Annotated in this window: 17 protein-coding genes, 1 tRNA gene and 1 pseudogene; 8 read left to right on the top strand and 11 right to left on the bottom strand. The window is 60.9% G+C overall.

What is annotated here, in order from left to right:
• Window positions 1-136: 136 nt before the first annotated feature.
• The 6 genes from J2Z31_RS22660 to pcsA form a co-directional block, all read right to left on the bottom strand.
• Complete coding sequence (locus tag J2Z31_RS22660) at window positions 137-1,207, bottom strand: BMP family ABC transporter substrate-binding protein (RefSeq protein ID WP_209604850.1); 1,071 nt, start codon at window positions 1,205-1,207, stop codon at window positions 137-139.
• A gap of 45 nt (window positions 1,208-1,252) precedes the next feature.
• Window positions 1,253-2,173 carry an ABC transporter permease gene (locus J2Z31_RS22655; RefSeq protein ID WP_209604847.1) on the bottom strand — a complete coding sequence of 307 codons (921 nt, stop codon included), beginning with the start codon at window positions 2,171-2,173 and terminating at the stop codon, window positions 1,253-1,255.
• Complete coding sequence (locus tag J2Z31_RS22650; RefSeq protein ID WP_209604845.1) at window positions 2,173-3,267, bottom strand: ABC transporter permease; 1,095 nt, start codon at window positions 3,265-3,267, stop codon at window positions 2,173-2,175. Before J2Z31_RS22650 ends, J2Z31_RS22655 begins: the two co-directional genes overlap by 1 nt.
• The gene (locus J2Z31_RS22645; RefSeq protein WP_209604843.1) at window positions 3,257-4,831 is read right to left on the bottom strand and encodes an ABC transporter ATP-binding protein; all 1,575 of its coding nucleotides are present in this window, start codon (window positions 4,829-4,831) and stop codon (window positions 3,257-3,259) included. The genes J2Z31_RS22650 and J2Z31_RS22645 overlap by 11 nt, the downstream gene beginning before the upstream one ends.
• A 42-nt stretch (window positions 4,832-4,873) precedes the next feature.
• Window positions 4,874-5,851, bottom strand: a complete 978-nt coding sequence (locus J2Z31_RS22640) for a quinone oxidoreductase family protein (RefSeq protein ID WP_209604841.1) — start codon at window positions 5,849-5,851, stop codon at window positions 4,874-4,876.
• A 67-nt stretch (window positions 5,852-5,918) separates the two neighbouring features.
• Window positions 5,919-6,644 (bottom strand): phosphatidylcholine synthase, encoded by a 726-nt coding sequence (gene pcsA / locus J2Z31_RS22635; RefSeq protein ID WP_209604839.1) that lies wholly within the window; start codon window positions 6,642-6,644, stop codon window positions 5,919-5,921.
• A gap of 286 nt (window positions 6,645-6,930) precedes the next feature.
• Here pcsA and J2Z31_RS22630 point away from each other — a divergent pair, with 286 nt between their 5' ends.
• The gene (locus tag J2Z31_RS22630) at window positions 6,931-8,142 is read left to right on the top strand and encodes a UbiH/UbiF family hydroxylase (RefSeq protein WP_209605174.1); all 1,212 of its coding nucleotides are present in this window, start codon (window positions 6,931-6,933) and stop codon (window positions 8,140-8,142) included.
• 57 nt (window positions 8,143-8,199) lie between these two features.
• Here the strand turns inward: J2Z31_RS22630 and J2Z31_RS22625 are convergent, their stop codons facing one another.
• A complete protein-coding gene (locus J2Z31_RS22625) occupies window positions 8,200-8,946 on the bottom strand; it encodes a cytochrome c biogenesis CcdA family protein (RefSeq protein ID WP_209604837.1) in 747 nt (248 codons plus the stop codon).
• Between the two features lie 270 nt (window positions 8,947-9,216).
• Here J2Z31_RS22625 and J2Z31_RS22620 point away from each other — a divergent pair.
• A tRNA-Lys gene (locus tag J2Z31_RS22620) sits at window positions 9,217-9,292 on the top strand.
• A 44-nt stretch (window positions 9,293-9,336) separates the two neighbouring features.
• Here J2Z31_RS22620 and J2Z31_RS29405 read toward each other — a convergent pair.
• A pseudogene (locus J2Z31_RS29405) lies at window positions 9,337-9,650 on the bottom strand (IS481 family transposase); the annotation flags it as partial.
• Window positions 9,651-9,776: 126 nt separating this feature from the next.
• On the opposite strand from J2Z31_RS29405, the gene J2Z31_RS29400 reads away from it, so the two are divergent.
• Entirely contained in the window at window positions 9,777-9,968 is a 192-nt protein-coding gene (locus J2Z31_RS29400; RefSeq protein WP_234939593.1) for a hypothetical protein, read from the top strand.
• A gap of 99 nt (window positions 9,969-10,067) precedes the next feature.
• Here J2Z31_RS29400 and J2Z31_RS22615 read toward each other — a convergent pair whose 3' ends face one another.
• Window positions 10,068-10,256 (bottom strand): hypothetical protein, encoded by a 189-nt coding sequence (locus J2Z31_RS22615; RefSeq protein WP_209604835.1) that lies wholly within the window; start codon window positions 10,254-10,256, stop codon window positions 10,068-10,070.
• A 1,084-nt stretch (window positions 10,257-11,340) separates the two neighbouring features.
• On the opposite strand from J2Z31_RS22615, the gene J2Z31_RS22610 reads away from it, so the two are divergent.
• A complete protein-coding gene (locus J2Z31_RS22610; protein ID WP_209604833.1) occupies window positions 11,341-11,748 on the top strand; it encodes a DUF1236 domain-containing protein in 408 nt (135 codons plus the stop codon).
• 215 nt (window positions 11,749-11,963) lie between these two features.
• Window positions 11,964-12,269 (top strand): hypothetical protein, encoded by a 306-nt coding sequence (locus J2Z31_RS22605; protein ID WP_209604831.1) that lies wholly within the window; start codon window positions 11,964-11,966, stop codon window positions 12,267-12,269.
• A 12-nt stretch (window positions 12,270-12,281) separates the two neighbouring features.
• On the opposite strand, the gene J2Z31_RS22600 is transcribed toward J2Z31_RS22605, so the two are convergent.
• Window positions 12,282-13,280, bottom strand: a complete 999-nt coding sequence (locus J2Z31_RS22600) for a GlxA family transcriptional regulator (protein WP_408022054.1) — start codon at window positions 13,278-13,280, stop codon at window positions 12,282-12,284.
• A gap of 393 nt (window positions 13,281-13,673) precedes the next feature.
• On the opposite strand from J2Z31_RS22600, the gene J2Z31_RS22595 reads away from it, so the two are divergent.
• Complete coding sequence (locus J2Z31_RS22595; RefSeq protein ID WP_209604829.1) at window positions 13,674-14,324, top strand: outer membrane protein; 651 nt, start codon at window positions 13,674-13,676, stop codon at window positions 14,322-14,324.
• Between the two features lie 115 nt (window positions 14,325-14,439).
• Window positions 14,440-14,703 (top strand): hypothetical protein, encoded by a 264-nt coding sequence (locus J2Z31_RS22590; RefSeq protein WP_209604827.1) that lies wholly within the window; start codon window positions 14,440-14,442, stop codon window positions 14,701-14,703.
• Between the two features lie 25 nt (window positions 14,704-14,728).
• On the opposite strand, the gene J2Z31_RS22585 is transcribed toward J2Z31_RS22590, so the two are convergent.
• A complete protein-coding gene (locus J2Z31_RS22585; protein ID WP_209604825.1) occupies window positions 14,729-15,394 on the bottom strand; it encodes a hypothetical protein in 666 nt (221 codons plus the stop codon).
• 291 nt (window positions 15,395-15,685) lie between these two features.
• Here J2Z31_RS22585 and J2Z31_RS22580 point away from each other — a divergent pair, with 291 nt between their 5' ends.
• The gene (locus J2Z31_RS22580; protein ID WP_209604823.1) at window positions 15,686-16,297 is read left to right on the top strand and encodes a class I SAM-dependent methyltransferase; all 612 of its coding nucleotides are present in this window, start codon (window positions 15,686-15,688) and stop codon (window positions 16,295-16,297) included.
• The last annotated feature ends 90 nt before the right edge of the window (window positions 16,298-16,387 follow it).

The following is a 16,387-nucleotide window of genomic DNA, read 5'->3' as shown; positions in this document are numbered from 1 at the left end:
TCACAAGCCCACGGGCTGCCCGGCCCTGGGATGGGACAAACGGTCCCGAGGCGCCGAAATCTCTCAGCGCCGGCATAAGCAAACCCCGCGCACCGTGCGCGGGGTTCGCGGGTGTGAGAGGCCCCGAGAACGCAGGCTATTGCGGCAGCTTGTCGTCCACGCCTTCGACATAGAAGTTCATGCCGAGGAGCGTGGCATCGTCGGCCGTTTCACCTTCCTTGAGCCAGGGCGACCCATCCTGCTTGTTGAGCGGTCCGGTAAACGGCTTCAACTCGCCGGATTTGATCTTGGCTTCGGTCTCCTCCGCCATCTTCTTCACGTCGTCGGGCATGTTCGTGTAGGGCGCCATGGTCAGGATACCTTCCTTCAGGCCGTCCCAGCTCGAGGTTGATTGCCAGGTGCCATCGAGGAAGGCATTGGTGCGCTTCACATAATAGGCGCCCCATGTATCGACGATCGCCGTCAACTGCGTCTTGGGGCCGGCGGCGATCATGTCCGATGCCTGCCCGAAGGCCTTGATGCCGCGTTCGGCGGCGACCTGCATCGGAGCGGTCGTATCGGTGTGCTGCGTCAGGATATCGACGCCCTGGTCGATCAGCGCCTTGGCGGCATCCGCCTCCTTGCCCGGGTCGAACCAGGTGTTCGCCCAGATGACCTTGATCTTGAAGTCCGGATTGACCGAGCGGGCCCCGATCACGAAGGAGTTGATGCCCATCACCACTTCCGGGATCGGGAAGGACGCGATGTAACCGGCGACGCCTTTTTCGGACATCTTGGCCGCGATCTGGCCCTGGATGTAGCGGCCTTCATAGAACCGGGCGTTATAGGTGGCGACGTTCGGCGCGGTCTTGTAGCCGGTCGCATGTTCGAACTTCACGTCCGGGAATTTCTGCGCGACGTTTATCGTCGCATCCATGAAGCCGAAGGACGTGGTGAAGATCAGGCCACAGCCGGAACGTGCCATGCGCTCGATCGCGCGTTCGGCGTCAGGTCCTTCCGGCACATTTTCCAGGAACTGCGTTTCGACCTTGTCGCCGAGCTCCTTTTCGACCTGCTGGCGGCCGATGTCGTGTGCCTGGGTCCAGCCGCCATCGGTCTTGGAGCCCACATAGACGAAGCAGACCTTGGCCTTTTCCTGTGCGCTCGCGGCCGCAGCAAAGCCGAGCACCGCTGTCGTGGTTGCAAGGGCGAGGAGTAGTTTTTTCATTTTTTGACCTCTGTGGTTCGAGAATAGCCGTCTGGTTCTTGTTGTTCACCGGTCCGGCACGAACGGCTTGCCGAGCGATGCCGGCGTATTGATCAAGGTCATCCGCCGGTTGTGGGATATCAGTATGAGTACGACAATTGTCGCCACATAGGGAAGCGAAGAAAGGAACTGCGACGGGATCCCGATTCCGAATGCCTGGGCGTGCAGCTGGCTGATCGAGACGGCCCCGAAGAGATAACCGCCGACAACTATGCGCCACGGACGCCAGGAGGAGAAGACCACGAGGGCCAGCGCGATCCAGCCGCGTCCGGCCGACATGTTCTCGACCCATTGCGGCGTATAGACCAGCGAGAGCTGCGCACCGGCGAGGCCGGCGCAGGCGCCGCCGAAGAGCACTGCAAGATAGCGTATGCCTATCACGTCCACGCCGAGCGCATGCGCCGAGCCATGGCTGTCACCGACCGCCCTGAGCTTGAGCCCGGCGCGGCTCCGGAACAGGAACCAGTGGATGCCGGCGACGATCGCGACCGAGAGGTAGAAGATCGCATCCTGCCGGAAGAGCAAGGGGCCGACGAGGGGTAGCTCGGACAAGAGCGGAATGGCGATCGGCTGCAGCTTGATGCCCTGCATGCCGAGGAAACTCTCGCCGATCATGCCGGAGGCGCCGATACCGAGCAGCGTCAGCGCCAGTCCCGTCGCCACCTGATTGGCGACGAGCGTCAGCGTCAGGAAGCCGAACAGAAGCGAAAACGATGCCCCCGCGGCAACGCCGGCGAGGACGCCGAGATAGGGCGAACCGGTGAGCTGTGTCGCCGCGAAGGCGCATACGGCCCCCATGATCATCATGCCTTCGACGCCGAGATTGAGCACGCCGGACCGTTCGGTGACAAGTTCTCCGGCGGCGGCAAGGACCAGCGGCGTTGCCGCGGTGATGACGCTCAAGAGGATTGCTTCAACGATACCCATCAGTGCGCCTCATCCGTCTTGATCGCCGGAAGTCTCTCCCACACGAGCCGGATGCGATAATGGATGAGTGTATCGCAGGAGAGCACGAAGAAGAGCAGCAGTCCCTGAAAGACGCGCGTCACCTTGTCAGACACGCCGATCGAAAGCTGTGCTGCCTCGCCTCCGAGATAGGTGAGCGCCAGCACGAGGCCGGCGGCGATGATGCCGATTGGGTTGAGGCGCCCCAGGAAGGCGACGATGATCGCCGTGAAACCGTAACCGGGCGAAATCACCGGCCGTAATTGTTGGATCGCACCGCTCACTTCGGCAATGCCGGCAAGCCCCGCGAGTGCGCCGGAAAAGAGCATGGAAAACCAGATCATCTTGCGCGACGAGAAGCCTGCGAAGCGCCCTGCCCGCGCGGACTGGCCGAGAACGGCGACCTCGAAGCCCTTGAGCGTGTAGCGCATCATGAACCAGACGAGCACGGCCGCGATGATGGCGAAGGCAAAGCCCCAATTGGCGCGCCCGGAGGCGAGCATCTCCGGCAGGATCGCATCGGCTGCGAAGCGCCGCGTTTCCGGAAAGTTCATACCCTCCGGATTGCGCCAGGGGCCGCGCACCAGCCAGTCGAGGAAGAGCTGGGCGACATAGACCAACATCAGGCTCGTCAGGATCTCGTTGGTGTTCATATGCGCCTTCAGGAAGGCCGGGATCGCCGCGAAGAGCGCACCGCCGATCATGCCTAGAACGAGCATCAGCGGCAGCATCAGCGGCGATTGCCAATCGTAGAACACCACGGGCAGAATGGAGCCGGCGATCGCGCCCATAATGAATTGGCCTTCCGCACCGATGTTCCAATTGTTGGAGCGGAAGCAGACCGAAAGCCCGACGCCGATCAGGATCAGCGGCGCCGCCTTGATCGCCAGTTCATGCAACGACCAGACTTCGATCAGCGGCTCGACGAAGTAGCTGTAGAGCGCGATCGCCGGGTTCTTGCCGAGGAGCGCGAACATGATGCCGCCAAAGACGAGGGTCAAGGCGAAGGCGATGAAAGGCGAAAGGATCGAGAACAGGATCGAGACCTTGGCGCGCTTTTCGAGCTCAATGCGCATGTGCCGCCCCCGCGCCTTCAGTCAGCCCATGTAGGCCGCCCATCAGCAGACCGATCTTCTCGCGCGAAAGCTCCCGCGCCGGATAGGCATCCGATAGCCGGCCGTCGCTGATCACCGCGATCTCCGTCGCCACCTCGAAAATCTCGTCGAGATCCTGGCTGATTACCAGGACGGCGGAGCCCGCCTTGGCGAGATCGACCAGCGCCCGGCGGATGCGGCTGGCGGCACCCGCGTCGACGCCCCAGGTCGGCTGGTTGACGACAAGCACCGATGGCTCGCGGTCGAGTTCGCGTCCGACGATGAACTTCTGGAGATTGCCGCCCGAAAGCGATGCGGCCGGCGGATCGTCACCGCTCTTGCGGACATCCATGTTCTCGGAGATCCGCCTGGTCGCGGCCTTCACCGCATCTTGGCGGATGACCTTCAGGAAGCCGCCGCCGAGAAAGGCGCGGCGGTCCGACTGGTTGCGCGCGAGAACCAGATTATCGGAAAGCGGAAGTGCCGAAACCGCGGCGTGGCCGTGTCTCTCCTCCGGCACGAAACCGGCACCCATCAGCCGTCGCGCGTTGATGCCCTTTGTCCCGACCGGCGTTTGTCGGATGTGCACGGCATTGTCGTCGGCCACCGGATACTCGCCCGAAAGCGCGTCGAAAAGCTCGCTCTGACCGTTGCCGGCAACACCTGCGATCGCCAGGACCTCGCCGGCCCGCACCTTGAGAGAGACATTCTTCAGCGAGACCGCGAAAGGCGTGCGCGCGGCGACCGAGAGATGCCGCACCTCCAGTTGCACCGCCCCCTTGGTGTTCGTTCCCTCGGGGGTGACGGCCGCGACTTCGCTTCCGACCATCATTCGGGCGAGCGAGGCCGGCGTCTCCGCGCGCGGGTCGCAGGCACCCGTCACCTGGCCGTGCCTCAATACGGTGGCGCGATCGCAAAGTCGCTGCACCTCCTCGAGCCGGTGACTGATATAGAGGACGGACCTTCCCTCCGCTTTCAGCTTATACAACGTCTCGAAAAGACGGTCGGCTTCCTGCGGCGTCAATACCGAGGTTGGTTCGTCAAGAATGATAAGCTGCGGATTCTGCAGGAGCGCACGCACGATTTCGATACGCTGCCTTTCGCCAACGGAAAGGTCGGCGACATGTGCTTTCGGATCGAGCGGCAAGCCATAGGCGCGAGAAAGTCGCGAGGCCTCTTCGGCGACCCGCCCGAGCGAAACGTTCCGGTCCATCGACAGAGCAATGTTCTCGGCAACCGTCAGCGCCTCGAACAACGAGAAATGCTGGAACACCATGCCGATGCCGAGCTTGCGTGCGTCACCGGGGCTCGCTATCCGGACTGCGTCGCCCTTCCACAGGATTTCGCCCGCTGTCGGCGCCAACACGCCGAACAGCATCTTCACCAGGGTGGATTTCCCCGCCCCGTTTTCGCCGAGGAGCGCGTGGATTTCTCCGGATTCTATCTGCAGATCGATCGCATTGCAGGCTGCGAACGAGCCGAACAATTTCGTCAGGTTGCGCACGGCCAGCAACGGGCCGCTCGCAGTTGATCCCTTCACAGGCACGCCGCCCTCTTTCCCCTCAATTCCCAGCCGTCCAGGCAACGATCAGGGAATCAGCAATGTCGTTCCACTCGTTTTTCTTGTTTCGAGATCCGTATGCGCTCGGCCGGCCTCGGCGAGCGGATAGGTCTGATTGATATTGATACGCACTTTGTTGCTTTGCACAACATCAAACAGGGAATTTGCACACGCCTCCAGTGCGGGTCTCGTCGCAATGTAACCGAAGAGCGTCGGCCGAGTGGCAAAGAGCGAGCCCTTCTGCGCGAGAATGCCGATGCTGAAGGCGTCCACCGGGCCGGAAGAATTGCCGAAACTCACCCACATGCCACGCGGTCTTATACAGTCGAGCGAGCCGGGGAAGGTGTCGCGGCCAACCGAATCGTAAACGACATCGACGCCGCGGCCGCCCGTCAGCTCCTTCACGCGATCGACGAAGTTCTCCGCATTGTAGTTGATGACGTGGTCGTAGCCGTGGGCAAGGGCGAGCTCGATCTTCTCCTGAGAACCCGCCGTGCCGATCACCGTCGCGCCGAGTGCCTTGGCCCATTGGCCGGCGATGAGGCCGACGCCGCCGGCCGCCGCATGGAAAAGCAGCGTCGTCTCCGGACCAACCTTGAAAGTCTGGTTCAGAAGGTATTGCGCCGTCATGCCCTTCAGCATCATCGCCGCCGCCGTCTCGAGGCTGATCCCCTCGGGAACCCTGACCAGCTGCGACGCATCGACGTTGCGCTCGCTCGCATAGGCGCCGTCGGCGGAGGCGTATGCCACGCGATCGCCGACCGAAAAAAGACCGACGCCGTCGCCGACGGCCGTGACGATCCCCGCCCCCTCCTTGCCGGGAACGAAGGGCAGGCCCTTTGCCGATTTGTAGAGGCCGGTGCGGAAGTAGACGTCGATGAAATTGAGACCGATCGCCACCTGACGGATCTGAACCTCGCCCGGCCCGGGCGGCGCCAGCGTCACCCCTTCCATCTTCAGAACTTCCGGCCCGCCGAGCTCGCGGATGACGATCGCCTGTGCCATGAGCAACTCCTTGATTTCAGAAAAACGAAAGGGGACCCGAGCGAAGATGCGCGCGGTTCCCGCCCCTCTAGCCCCGCCCGAGATTTGGGAAAAGCTGCAGAATGAAACCGATGACGTAGAGATAGATCCCAGTCGCTACAACCCCGGCGGCGACCCACATCGGCGTCTCGAAATGCAGGAGCAGCGCGTAAATGCCGAGAGCCGACCAGAGGAAAAACACCGCGAGATTGAGAGATCGCAATCGCTTCACCCGCACCGGATGCAGAAAATTGATCGGCAGGAAGGTCAAGACGACCGACAGGAAAACGACGATGGATGCCGTCACTTCGCTCGCCTGGATGACAAACAGCGTGAAGACGACCATGTTCCAGACGACCGGAAAGCCGGAGAAGAAATACTCATCCGTTTTCATGCCCATGTCGGCATAGTAGATGGCGCTCGATACCACGATGGCGCCGGCCGCCACGAAGGACCAGGGTTCCCCGATCATGCCGCTTTGATAGAGCGCGAAAGCCGGCAGCAGGACATAGGTCACATAGTCGATGACATTGTCGAGCGTGTCGCCCGACCAGTTCGGCAGCACTTCCTTGACCTGCACCTTGCGCGCGATCGGCCCGTCGATGCCGTCGACGAGCAGCGCCAGGCCCAGCCACCAGAACATGTCGACGAAACGATGCTCGGCCGCCGCCACGACGCCGAGAAAGGCGAGGAAGGAACCCGACGCCGTCAGGACATGCACGGAAAAAGCGCGGATCTCGGCGTAGGGGACGCGTCTGTAGTTGAAGAATTTCATCCGCGAATGCCGCCCATCACTTGTTCGTCTTTTCAGCTTTTCGTCTTTTCAGCCACCATGCAGCAATTCACACCGTCTCCGACTGCATCAGCGGTAATATGCACCCTTTGCCGGGCATCGCCAGCAAAAACAAAGCAAGTCAAGCCTCAACGGGGATTGTCTTGTGGACATGCGGGTGCAATGGCCGCTCTCGATCGAGCCCATTTATTTCAATGAGCTAAGGGGGTAGAAAGGCGGCTACTGGAAAATGAGGCGGGCGACCGCCGCTAAGAGGGTGCTGTCGGCCATGGAGCATTACGACATCGTCATCATCGGGGCCGGGCTTGCCGGCTCGCTGGCCGCGATCGCTCTTGCCCGCGAGGGGCATCGCGTGGCGCTCATCGGTCCGCGACCGGCGATTGCCGACGGTCGCACCACGGCGTTGATGGATCAGTCCATCGAATATTTGAAGACGCTCGGCATCTGGGACGATGTCGCTCCGTTGACGGCACCGCTCGTCGCCATTCACATCATCGACGCAACGAAGCGGCTGCTGCGCGCGCCGCCCGTCAACTTCCGCGCCGCGGAAGTGGGCCTGGAAGCCTTCGGCCACAACATCCCCAACGCGCCCTTCCTCGAGATCCTCGAAAAGCACGAGGCGAGCCTGCCCACGCTCGAGCGGGTGCCGGTCGCGGCGACTGTCTTCGACTTCGGCGAAGTGGAAGTACGAGTCGGCCTCGAGGACGGGCGAATGCTCACTGCGGATCTGATCGTCGGCGCCGACGGCAGGCGCTCGGCCGTTCGGGAAGCAGCCGACATCGAAACGTTCACCTGGTCCTATCCGCAGGCGGCCGTCGTCCTGAACTTCGCGCACGAGCTCCCGCATCAGGAGGTTTCGACGGAGTTCCACACGGTAAGCGGGCCCTTCACGCAGGTACCGCTTCCGGGTGACCGCTCGAGCCTCGTCTGGGTCCAGAAGCCGCGCGACGCGGAGGAAACGCTGCAATTGCCGCTGGACGTGCTTTCGCGCACCATCGAGGACCGGATGCAGTCCATACTCGGCAAGGTGACCGTCGAGGGCAAACCGCAATCCTTCCCGCTCACCGGCATGACGGCCCGGCGCTTCGGCAAGGGAAGGGTGATGCTGGTCGGCGAGGCCGCGCATGCGTTTCCGCCGATCGGCGCCCAGGGGCTCAATCTCAGTCTGCGCGACGTTATGACGGTCGCCGAACTCGTTGGATCTCCGACCGGCCGCCGCCTGCCGGCTGACACGGGCGACCGCTTCGACAGCCGCCGCCGTATCGATATCGTCAGCCGCACGGCAAGCGTCGACCTCCTCAACCGTTCGCTGCTCTCCAGTTTCCTGCCGGTCCAGGCGATGCGCGCGGTCGGTCTTCAACTTCTCTCCTCGGCCGGACCGCTGCGGGGGCTGCTGATGCGCGAGGGCATTCATCCCGGCAGTGCGCTGCAGTCGATCAAGGAGAGCCTGCGGGAGACGTTCACCAGGAAGACCGCCTAGGACGGCGGCCTTCCCCCCTCTGGCCCGCCGGCCAGAGGGGGGACTTGTCGCCACCACCTAGCCGATTTGCGACAGGATGGGGAAAGTCTGCTGGAACCAGATCGCCACGGCGCTGACGAAACCGAAGAGGAAGGCCAGGCCGGCAGCGACGAGCAAGGCACCCATCAGCTTCTCGACGAGCCCGAGGTGACGCCGGAAGCGTAACAGGAAGCGCATGAAGGCGCCTGAAAAGCCCGCGGCGATCCAGAACGGAACGGCAAGGCCGAGCGAATAGATCGCGAGCAGCAACGCGCCGTCGCCGACGGTGTCGCGCGCGGCCGCGACGCCCAGGATGGTGCCGAGCACGGGGCCGATGCACGGCGTCCAGCCGAAGGCGAAGGCAAGGCCCATGATATAGGCGCCGGACAACGTCGCCGGCTTCCCGCCACCATGGAAACGCGCCTCCCGGGCGAGCAAGCCGATGCGGAAGACGCCGAGGAAATGCAGCCCCATGATGATGATGATGATGCCGCCAATGCGTGACAGCAGGTCGATATGTTGCCGCAGCAAAAGGCCGATCGAGGACGCCCCTGCCCCGAGCGCGACGAAGACGGTCGCAAATCCGAGCGTGAAGAACAATGCGGCCGGCAGCACCGCCCTGCGCGTGCTCGCCACCGCGACCGCATTGCCGCCCCTGAACTGGTCCACCGAGACGCCGGCCATGTAGCAGAGATAGGGCGGTACGAGCGGCAGGACGCAAGGCGAGAGAAACGACAGAGCGCCCGCGAGAATGGCGGTCCAGATGGATATATCGGCAATCGACAAGGTTCAGAAACTCCGGCGCTCAGGCTCGCTGCCTTCTTAAGCGCATATATAATGGGAAACCAATCACCTTTCGGCGATCAATTTGCCGCATGCGTGACGCATTCTGAAAATGATCGCGTAAGCCCCGCCAAAGAACGGATCGCCCGCGGTTCATTGGATCGGGAGGGCGCGCCTATTATTGATGGTTTCGTGCGAATTTTTGGTTGACCGGCACGAAAGGCGCGTGCATATGTCCGCCCACTTCCGCCGAGCTTCGCGCTCGGTCGACGGGAGCGCGTAGCTCAGCCGGTAGAGCAACTGACTTTTAATCAGTAGGTCCAGGGTTCGAATCCCTGCGCGCTCACCACTCAAATGTTTGTCCAGCCCGGAGACATAGGTAACAGTTTGTACCTAAGACATGGGTGACAACCTCGTGCCGAACGGGTTGTCGATGGTTTGCAAGGTTCTCTGCTCCAGGTCGATATATCCCAGATCATAATACATGAAGCTGACGAGCCAAATGCCCCCGGATCAAGTCCGGGGCAGGCTCTCTCCACCTCCTTGATTCCGAGCCTTTGACCGGCGAGCACGGTCGAGATGTTGATCTTCTTGCGGTGCATGCAGACGCGGCCGCAGGCGGTGACGAGGACGTCGCGGTCGTGGAAGGGATAATCGATCTCCGGCAAGCCGTCATAGGCTCTTGAAGACGGCGTGTAGAGCTCGGCTGTCGCCAGAGGAGGAGAGCGCCAGGCGATAAGTAATACTTAAAGCAAAAGTAATACTTACTTTTGTTCTTGCTTCACTAGACTTTGGTATAATAATCTCACTTCCTAAGCTTTGGGAGGAGCGAGATGGTTGTACGCGTTGAAGCCGATGAGCTTTCCAAGCAGTCTGCTACTAAGGTGTGGAATATTCACGATTTTTGCCGCAGGCAACGCTTGTGCCAGGAGGAAGAACGGCGGCTAACGGTCATCTTCGGCGATTTTGCTACGGCTTCTGAATTGCTTCACAATGCGAAGCGCGCTCCGAGGTGGAGGTATTAGCCCAGCAGCCGCCATCTTCCTTGCTGCTGCCGCGCGGGCGCTGCTGCGTTGTTGAGCCGCATGGGTTTCAGCATTTCGTGATACTGGCCCCAACCTGCCTCAAAATTCGCTGATCATGGCCATGATCTCCTTCGGCGACTCCTGAACCTGGAGCGTTACGCAAGCTCCGCTTTTAGTCGCGCAGGTGACGAGAGTCGTGCGCCGCTGCCCTTCGACCCGCTGGAAGTGCGTAACAGTGTCCATGTTGACGAAAATCAGTCCATTGCTGTCGTGCAGTTCGAGCCACATGGATTGGTCCTCTCTACGTAGCGTGTCTCCAAAGATAACACCAAAAGAGCCGGGGAAGGGTGCGGTCAACAATCACAGTAGTCCTGGAAAATTCGCCCGCCTTCATTAGCCTTTGCTTTGTACTGCGCGCCATCGGAATTCCTCCGCTCGCAAGTGAGCAGGCAGGCGCCGCCTGGTCGGCATACCTGCAAAACTGCTCCAAACCGCAACGGCCTGCTTCGTTCCGTACACACTTACGCCGCTCCTCGCCGTTTATCTCCTTCCGACGGCGGCATGAACACAACGGCCACCGATCTTGAGCCGCACCGCGGACATCGGAGCCGACTGGCGACCAGCGAAAGCGGAAAGTCTCGGCCGCGCGTCGCCACCAACGTCAGCATGTCTAGATCGTAGCTCCAGCCGCACTGGCGGACGGACTTCATGCCTTCGCGCTTGCCGTAGGCACAGCGCGCCTTGAGTTGCCATCCGAGGCTGAAAGCTTCGCCAATCGTCTCGACCATGATAGCCAGTTATTATAAGAACAAACTGAGAACAATCACAGAGGTGCGCCAGTTCCACAGGTTATCGCCAGCCCCACTGGCGCATTTCACCTGAAGGCAGGTTTGGCGACATCGCCAGTGAATCCGAATGCGGTATTCAGAATGACCACCGACCGCCCAAGCCAAGCGGTAGGACGAGGATCGCTGCGAACTCAAAACCATGGAAACTGCATCTTGGACTCATCGAATCCGCCATGATGCGCGTCTCTTCGAAGATCCGGCGCAGGCATTAAGCTCGGTGCGCAGCTTTTCTTTGGCGGCTTAGAGCTCGGCGCGGCGCTGGGCGACTCGGAGACATAGGTACAGCTTTCTATCGAATATGGACTCCACCAGCGCCACTAGCCCCGCGCAGGTCTGCATGATTGCCCGTCAACGACTCTCAGCGAACGTTGAGAACAGCCTGCCTCACCCCCCAGTATTCACAAGTTATTTTCGGCCATTAACATTCCGTTATCGAAGGTCATACTTCCGCTATCGAAAGAAAAATGAGGAACAAATGAAATCACGCGACGTTGTAGCCCGTGTGTAGCAAGGGAGTACGACAGATGAATGCCAAGATCTTTGTAGCTTCTATGATCGCGGCCGGAATGTTTGCCGCACCCGCACTTGCGGATGACCGTAACAACTCTGCCGTCACCGGCGCAGCAGGCGGAGCAGTGACCGGCGCTATCGTTGGCGGCCCGGTTGGCGCAGCGGTTGGCGGCGCCGTAGGCTTGGCTGCCGGCGCAATACTTGCTCCTCCGCCGAGAGAGGTCATTGCCTATGTGGAGCAACAGCCGGTACCGGCTGATACGGTGATGATCCAGGAGCAGATCGCAGTCGGCAAGCCGTTGCCGCGCGATGTGGTCCTGACCCCGGTTCCTGAAAACCCGGCCTACGCCTACGCGGTGGTCAACAAGCAGCGCGTAATTGTCGACCCCAGGAACTATACGGTCGTCCAGGTCGTGCAGTAATTACACCCGGTAAGAATGGAAGGGCCTTCCGCGTGAGCGGAGGGCCTTTTCCGCGCTCCCCTGACCCCCAGTGTGGCCTATACACATCGGCCATTCGATAAAACCTTTGGGGTACGAGAAATCCTCTTCCGTCGCGGCGAAATCCGTTCTCTATCTTGGGAACCAGCCGAGCCATTGGCCCGTTTCCTGGTTGCCGCCACCGGAGGAGTGCCGCAATGTTCACCGCCCTGCTGATCGCCTCGTTGATGGCGCCGTCGGCTGCCGTCCCGACCTCGGCTACGATGGAGGAGCTTCAGGCGGATTTCGAGACGGCCGTCGCCTGCAACCAGATCGACGGCCGCAAGGTGTGGAAGGGACAATTGGCCTACTACATCCAATCCTACGTCTTTGAAGACCAGGCCGCGGCTTCGGAAGACGTTGCCGATGCAGTTTTGCCCGAGGACAACACGGAAGAGACCGTGAGGGAATTCGAAGAGGCCTGTGCGGTTGCCGATTCATCCGGATCCCATGCCCAAAAGTGAGCGCCAATAAACTCACGTGTGGATGGCTTTGGACAGGCTTGCCGCATGGTTGGCGCTTCGCATCCTGAGCGGGCTGGCGCCATATTCGCGCCTATAGGCGCGCGAGAAAGCGGAGAGGCTGTCGAAGCCGCAGCGTAATGCTATATCGCGCATCGAAATCCCGGAATCCCGCACCAGCCGGTGGGCGACCTGCAATCTCAAGCGCAGGTAATAGGCCCCAGGGCTGATCGAAAGGCCGCGGGCGAAGAGTTGCTCGAGCTTGCGTTGCGAGACCGCGAGCCGCCGCGCCAGAGCCGCGATCGTCATAGGCCGTTCGATCGTGCGCTCCATCAGCCTGATCGCGCCGGCCAGTTCCGGATCCCGCACCTCAAGGCGCCCAAGCGAAACGAAAGGCTGCACATCGGTGGGGCTGTGCATCTGGTCGTAGACGAAAATGCTCGCGACATCGAGCGCCAGAGCCGGGCCCAGCCTCTCGGTGATCAGATGCAGCATCATGTCGAAGGTGGGCGACGCGCCGCCCGATGTCCAATATTTGCCGTCAGTGACGAAGCGGTCGCCGATGACGGTCAGCTCCGGGAAGGCTTGGCCGAAGTCCTCGAGCTCTTCCCAATGAGCCGTAGCCTTGCGGCCGTTCAGCAATCCGGAGCGACCAAGCAGCCAGCAACCGGACTCGATCCCGGCAACGATATCGAAATGGCGGGCGCATTCCTGCAAGGTCGCGAAAAAGCGCCTGCCGGCATGTCGCTCAAGATTGAAACCGCCGATGACCAGGAGAACGTCGCCTGCGAGCGGCGAGGAGAACCGGCCGTCCACGGCGATGGGTATGCCGCAAGTGAGCATCACCGCCTGCCCCTCGCCCGACAAGAGCCGCCAGCGGAAGACCTGCCGGCCAGCAGCGCGATTGGCAGCCCGCATCGGATCGAGCACCGAGGCAAGCGACATGATCGAAGATTCGGGCAGAACGACCACCGCGACTTCGATCGGAGCAACTCTTTCTGCACTTGCCGACATGCGCAGAACGTCAAAAATCTTACGAAGTTTGTCAACTTGGAAAGCGTCCTTCGGGCATTATCGAGTGGCAATCGATCTCTCTCGGCAAGGCATCTGCCGCGCGCCGAGAGACGTTCCCCTTTCCGCAATTTCGGGACGGGCCGGCCGGAAAACCTTCCGCCGGCCTGCTTTTTTTGTTGTTCCCCTTTTTCTTTCTTGCCTGTAAGAGCAAGTGATTCGCAAAAGCGAGAATTTCGGGCAGACTCCCCCTACTCGCATGTCTTCTTAAATCGACCTCGATTTACGGAGAAGGACAAGCAGCTAAGTGCTGCAGCCACGTTTGCGCGTCTGATAAGACGCGCGGCGCTGTAGAACAGTTGTTATTCTGCGGATCGACAACAGGAGGCATCTGTGATGATCAGAAACGTGCTTGTTGCTATTTTCGGCGCCTCGATGCTCGTAGGAACGTCCTATGCTGCGGACATCAGCGAAGCGCCGGAGCCCGCTCCAACGGCCATCGAAACCGTGCCCACATTCGTATGGACGGGGGGCTATGTCGGCCTCCAGGGCGGAGGCGGATGGCTGAACAGCGATCTCAGCGTTCCCGGCGACAGCACCTCGGAAAGCCTCAATGGCGGCATTTTCGGTGCCTTTGCGGGCTACAATCATCAGATCGGCGATTGGGTCGTCGGGATCGAGGGAGACGTCAGTTACAATTGGAACGACGAAACCTTCACGCTTTTCGGCGCAGATACGGAAGTGGCCACAGATGTATCCGGATCGGTGCGCGGGCGCATCGGCTATAGCCTCACCGAAAGGGCGCTGCTTTATGGAACCGCCGGTTGGGCCGTGACGCGCGGCTTCGTCGACGTTGAAGGCTTGCCCAAGGAGAAGGAAACCTTCAACGGCTGGACCATCGGAGCAGGCGTCGATTACGCCTTCACCGACAGCATGTTCGGCCGCGCCGAATATCGTTACAATGATTATGGCGACAAGGATGTCGGCGGCGTCAACGTCGATCTCGACCAACACCAGTTCACGATCGGCGTCGGCGTGAAGTTCTGATTGCTTTCCGTTGCATTCGATCGACGACCCCGGCCAGCGCCGGGGTTTTTTCTGCGGCCGCTAGCGGGCAGAATGGCAGGAAGTTTTCACCACGGCCGCCGGAGGGGGAGCAAGGATGGGAAAATTTCTGGAGTTTCTCGGTGGCGCGATCGCGATCGGCACGCTTCTCCTCGTCCTGATGACATTGGTACCGGCGCGCGATGTCGACAGCCTGCTTGCCATCCTGCCCTGGGCGTTTCCGGCGATCGCCAGCGGCCTGCTTCTGGTCGCCTTCGGCGCGATGCTCGATCAACTGGCGGCAATCCGTGCCGCCGCCGAGAGACAGACCGAGATATTCGAGCAATTGCTGGAGCGGCGGACGCCGCCGAAGAAGGAATGATGATCGACGCCGGATGCAAGAGTGATCAAGGCGAGCGCGCCATCGCACCGGAGCTATCCACGGCATCCCTGCTTTCCTGATAGGAAAGCAGGACGTAAATGAAGATGAGCACGCCGGCGATTTCGAGGCCCTCCTCGAGATTCGTCAGCATCCGATAACGAACGGTCTGCATGCCCTGCAACTCCGCGACACTGCCGCCAATCATCTCGACCCCGACGGCGCCGCCAAGAAAAGCTACCGCGGACAACACCAGGAGCAGCGCAAGTCGCGGAGGAAACGACCGGATGAACGGGACGAAGGCAGCAAGCCCAAGCAGGCTGAGAACACCGGCTGGCGCGGCCCAGGCGAAATACAGCAAACCGGTATTGTCGATCCTCGACGCCAGTGCACTACTTATCTTCTCGTGAATTCCCGCGAACTCATCGAATGATACCAGCAGAAAAAGGGCGCTGAGAAAGTACCAGTGCCACTTGAACCGGCTGCGGCGCGTGCTCGCCGCGGCGGCGATCCCGAACAGCAGCCAGGCCGCGGCAAATGTGGTTACAACCGAAAGCCAGGTGAAAGCGCTGACCTCGGAATCGACGTCGAGCAGCCATATCTTGTCGGAAGAAGCCGCGCTCGTGCCTGAAAGCAGGATCAGGTCCTGGGTGAGACTTCCGAAGAGAAGCAGGGCTGCGACGACGCAGGACAACAAAAATATTCGATGGTGCAGGAGAGCTATGGACCGGACGTGCATGGGGCACCGGATTTTCGTCGACTGTCGCAAAACTATCACGAATCCGTCACATTGCCATCGGGGCAGCCGATCACGGAAGCTGTCGGCACGAGAAATCCCGGGCCGGAATCCTCCACTATAAACAACCACTTGTTGTATTGTTTAAAAGCGTTTTAGCGCTTTGATTTCATCACCACACTTTAGGTGAATCCCTTCCTATTTTGAGGTATCTAGGGCTGGCCGAGACTCCTGGTGGAGAAGCGATCCATGGGTATCTACAGTTACGTCATCCTGCCTAGGCTCTGCGATCGGTCGATGCGCAACGAACGCCTGCACCCCTATCGCGAGCGCGTGATCGGCGCTGCAGAGGGCCGCGTACTTGAGATCGGCTGCGGTTCGGGCCTGAACCTGCCGTTCTACCGTCCACGAGTGCGGGAAATTCTGGCACTCGAGCCTGACCCAAACCTGCTCGCCATGGCGCGTCGCGTTGAAAATTCCGGGATACACGTGAATTTCATCGAGGCGTCCGCGGAAGCCATCCCGCTCGACGACCGCAGTGTGGACGTGGTCGTAACGACCTGGACATTGTGCACGATTCCAGGATCGGCCGTTGCGCTCTCGGAAATGCGCCGAGTCCTGAAACCGAATGGGCGGCTCTTGTTCGTCGAACACGGCCTGTCGCCCGACCGAGGTGTACGGTGGTGGCAGGACAGCCTTACGCCTATCTGGCGGCGCATCAGCGGCGGCTGCCATCTCAACCGCCCGATTCGGTCGATGATAGAGGATGCGGGCTTTGGCATCGATCACATTGAAACCGGGTATATGCGGGGACCGAAGCCGATGACGTTCATGTATGAGGGCAGCGCCCGCCCGAAATGAGTGGACTGATGTGGGTCGGCATTGCTGCCCCCTCCCGCGAGTTACTCGCGAAACTGCGGTATCTTTCGGAGATCGTTAAATCAATAGGTT

Origin of the sequence: Sinorhizobium kostiense, from assembly GCF_017874595.1 — a bacterium.
Classification (GTDB): domain Bacteria; phylum Pseudomonadota; class Alphaproteobacteria; order Rhizobiales; family Rhizobiaceae; genus Sinorhizobium; species Sinorhizobium kostiense.
The sequence above is the reverse complement of the archived record's forward strand: the minus strand, read 5'-3'. Positions and strand labels throughout refer to the sequence as shown.

Excerpts from the sequence above, each read along its gene's own strand:
- J2Z31_RS22660 (WP_209604850.1), bottom strand. The coding sequence starts at position 1,207 with ATGAAAAAACTACTCCTCGCCCTTGCAACCACGACAGCGGTGCTCGGC.
- J2Z31_RS22655 (WP_209604847.1), bottom strand. The coding sequence starts at position 2,173 with ATGGGTATCGTTGAAGCAATCCTCTTGAGCGTCATCACCGCGGCAACG.
- J2Z31_RS22650 (WP_209604845.1), bottom strand. The coding sequence starts at position 3,267 with ATGCGCATTGAGCTCGAAAAGCGCGCCAAGGTCTCGATCCTGTTCTCG.
- J2Z31_RS22640 (WP_209604841.1), bottom strand. The coding sequence starts at position 5,851 with ATGGCACAGGCGATCGTCATCCGCGAGCTCGGCGGGCCGGAAGTTCTG.
- pcsA (WP_209604839.1), bottom strand. The coding sequence starts at position 6,644 with ATGAAATTCTTCAACTACAGACGCGTCCCCTACGCCGAGATCCGCGCT.
- J2Z31_RS22630 (WP_209605174.1), top strand. The coding sequence starts at position 6,931 with ATGGAGCATTACGACATCGTCATCATCGGGGCCGGGCTTGCCGGCTCG.
- J2Z31_RS29400 (WP_234939593.1), top strand. The coding sequence starts at position 9,777 with ATGGTTGTACGCGTTGAAGCCGATGAGCTTTCCAAGCAGTCTGCTACT.
- J2Z31_RS22615 (WP_209604835.1), bottom strand. The coding sequence starts at position 10,256 with ATGTGGCTCGAACTGCACGACAGCAATGGACTGATTTTCGTCAACATG.
- J2Z31_RS22610 (WP_209604833.1), top strand. The coding sequence starts at position 11,341 with ATGAATGCCAAGATCTTTGTAGCTTCTATGATCGCGGCCGGAATGTTT.
- J2Z31_RS22605 (WP_209604831.1), top strand. The coding sequence starts at position 11,964 with ATGTTCACCGCCCTGCTGATCGCCTCGTTGATGGCGCCGTCGGCTGCC.
- J2Z31_RS22600 (WP_408022054.1), bottom strand. The coding sequence starts at position 13,280 with ATGTCGGCAAGTGCAGAAAGAGTTGCTCCGATCGAAGTCGCGGTGGTC.
- J2Z31_RS22595 (WP_209604829.1), top strand. The coding sequence starts at position 13,674 with ATGATCAGAAACGTGCTTGTTGCTATTTTCGGCGCCTCGATGCTCGTA.
- J2Z31_RS22590 (WP_209604827.1), top strand. The coding sequence starts at position 14,440 with ATGGGAAAATTTCTGGAGTTTCTCGGTGGCGCGATCGCGATCGGCACG.
- J2Z31_RS22580 (WP_209604823.1), top strand. The coding sequence starts at position 15,686 with ATGGGTATCTACAGTTACGTCATCCTGCCTAGGCTCTGCGATCGGTCG.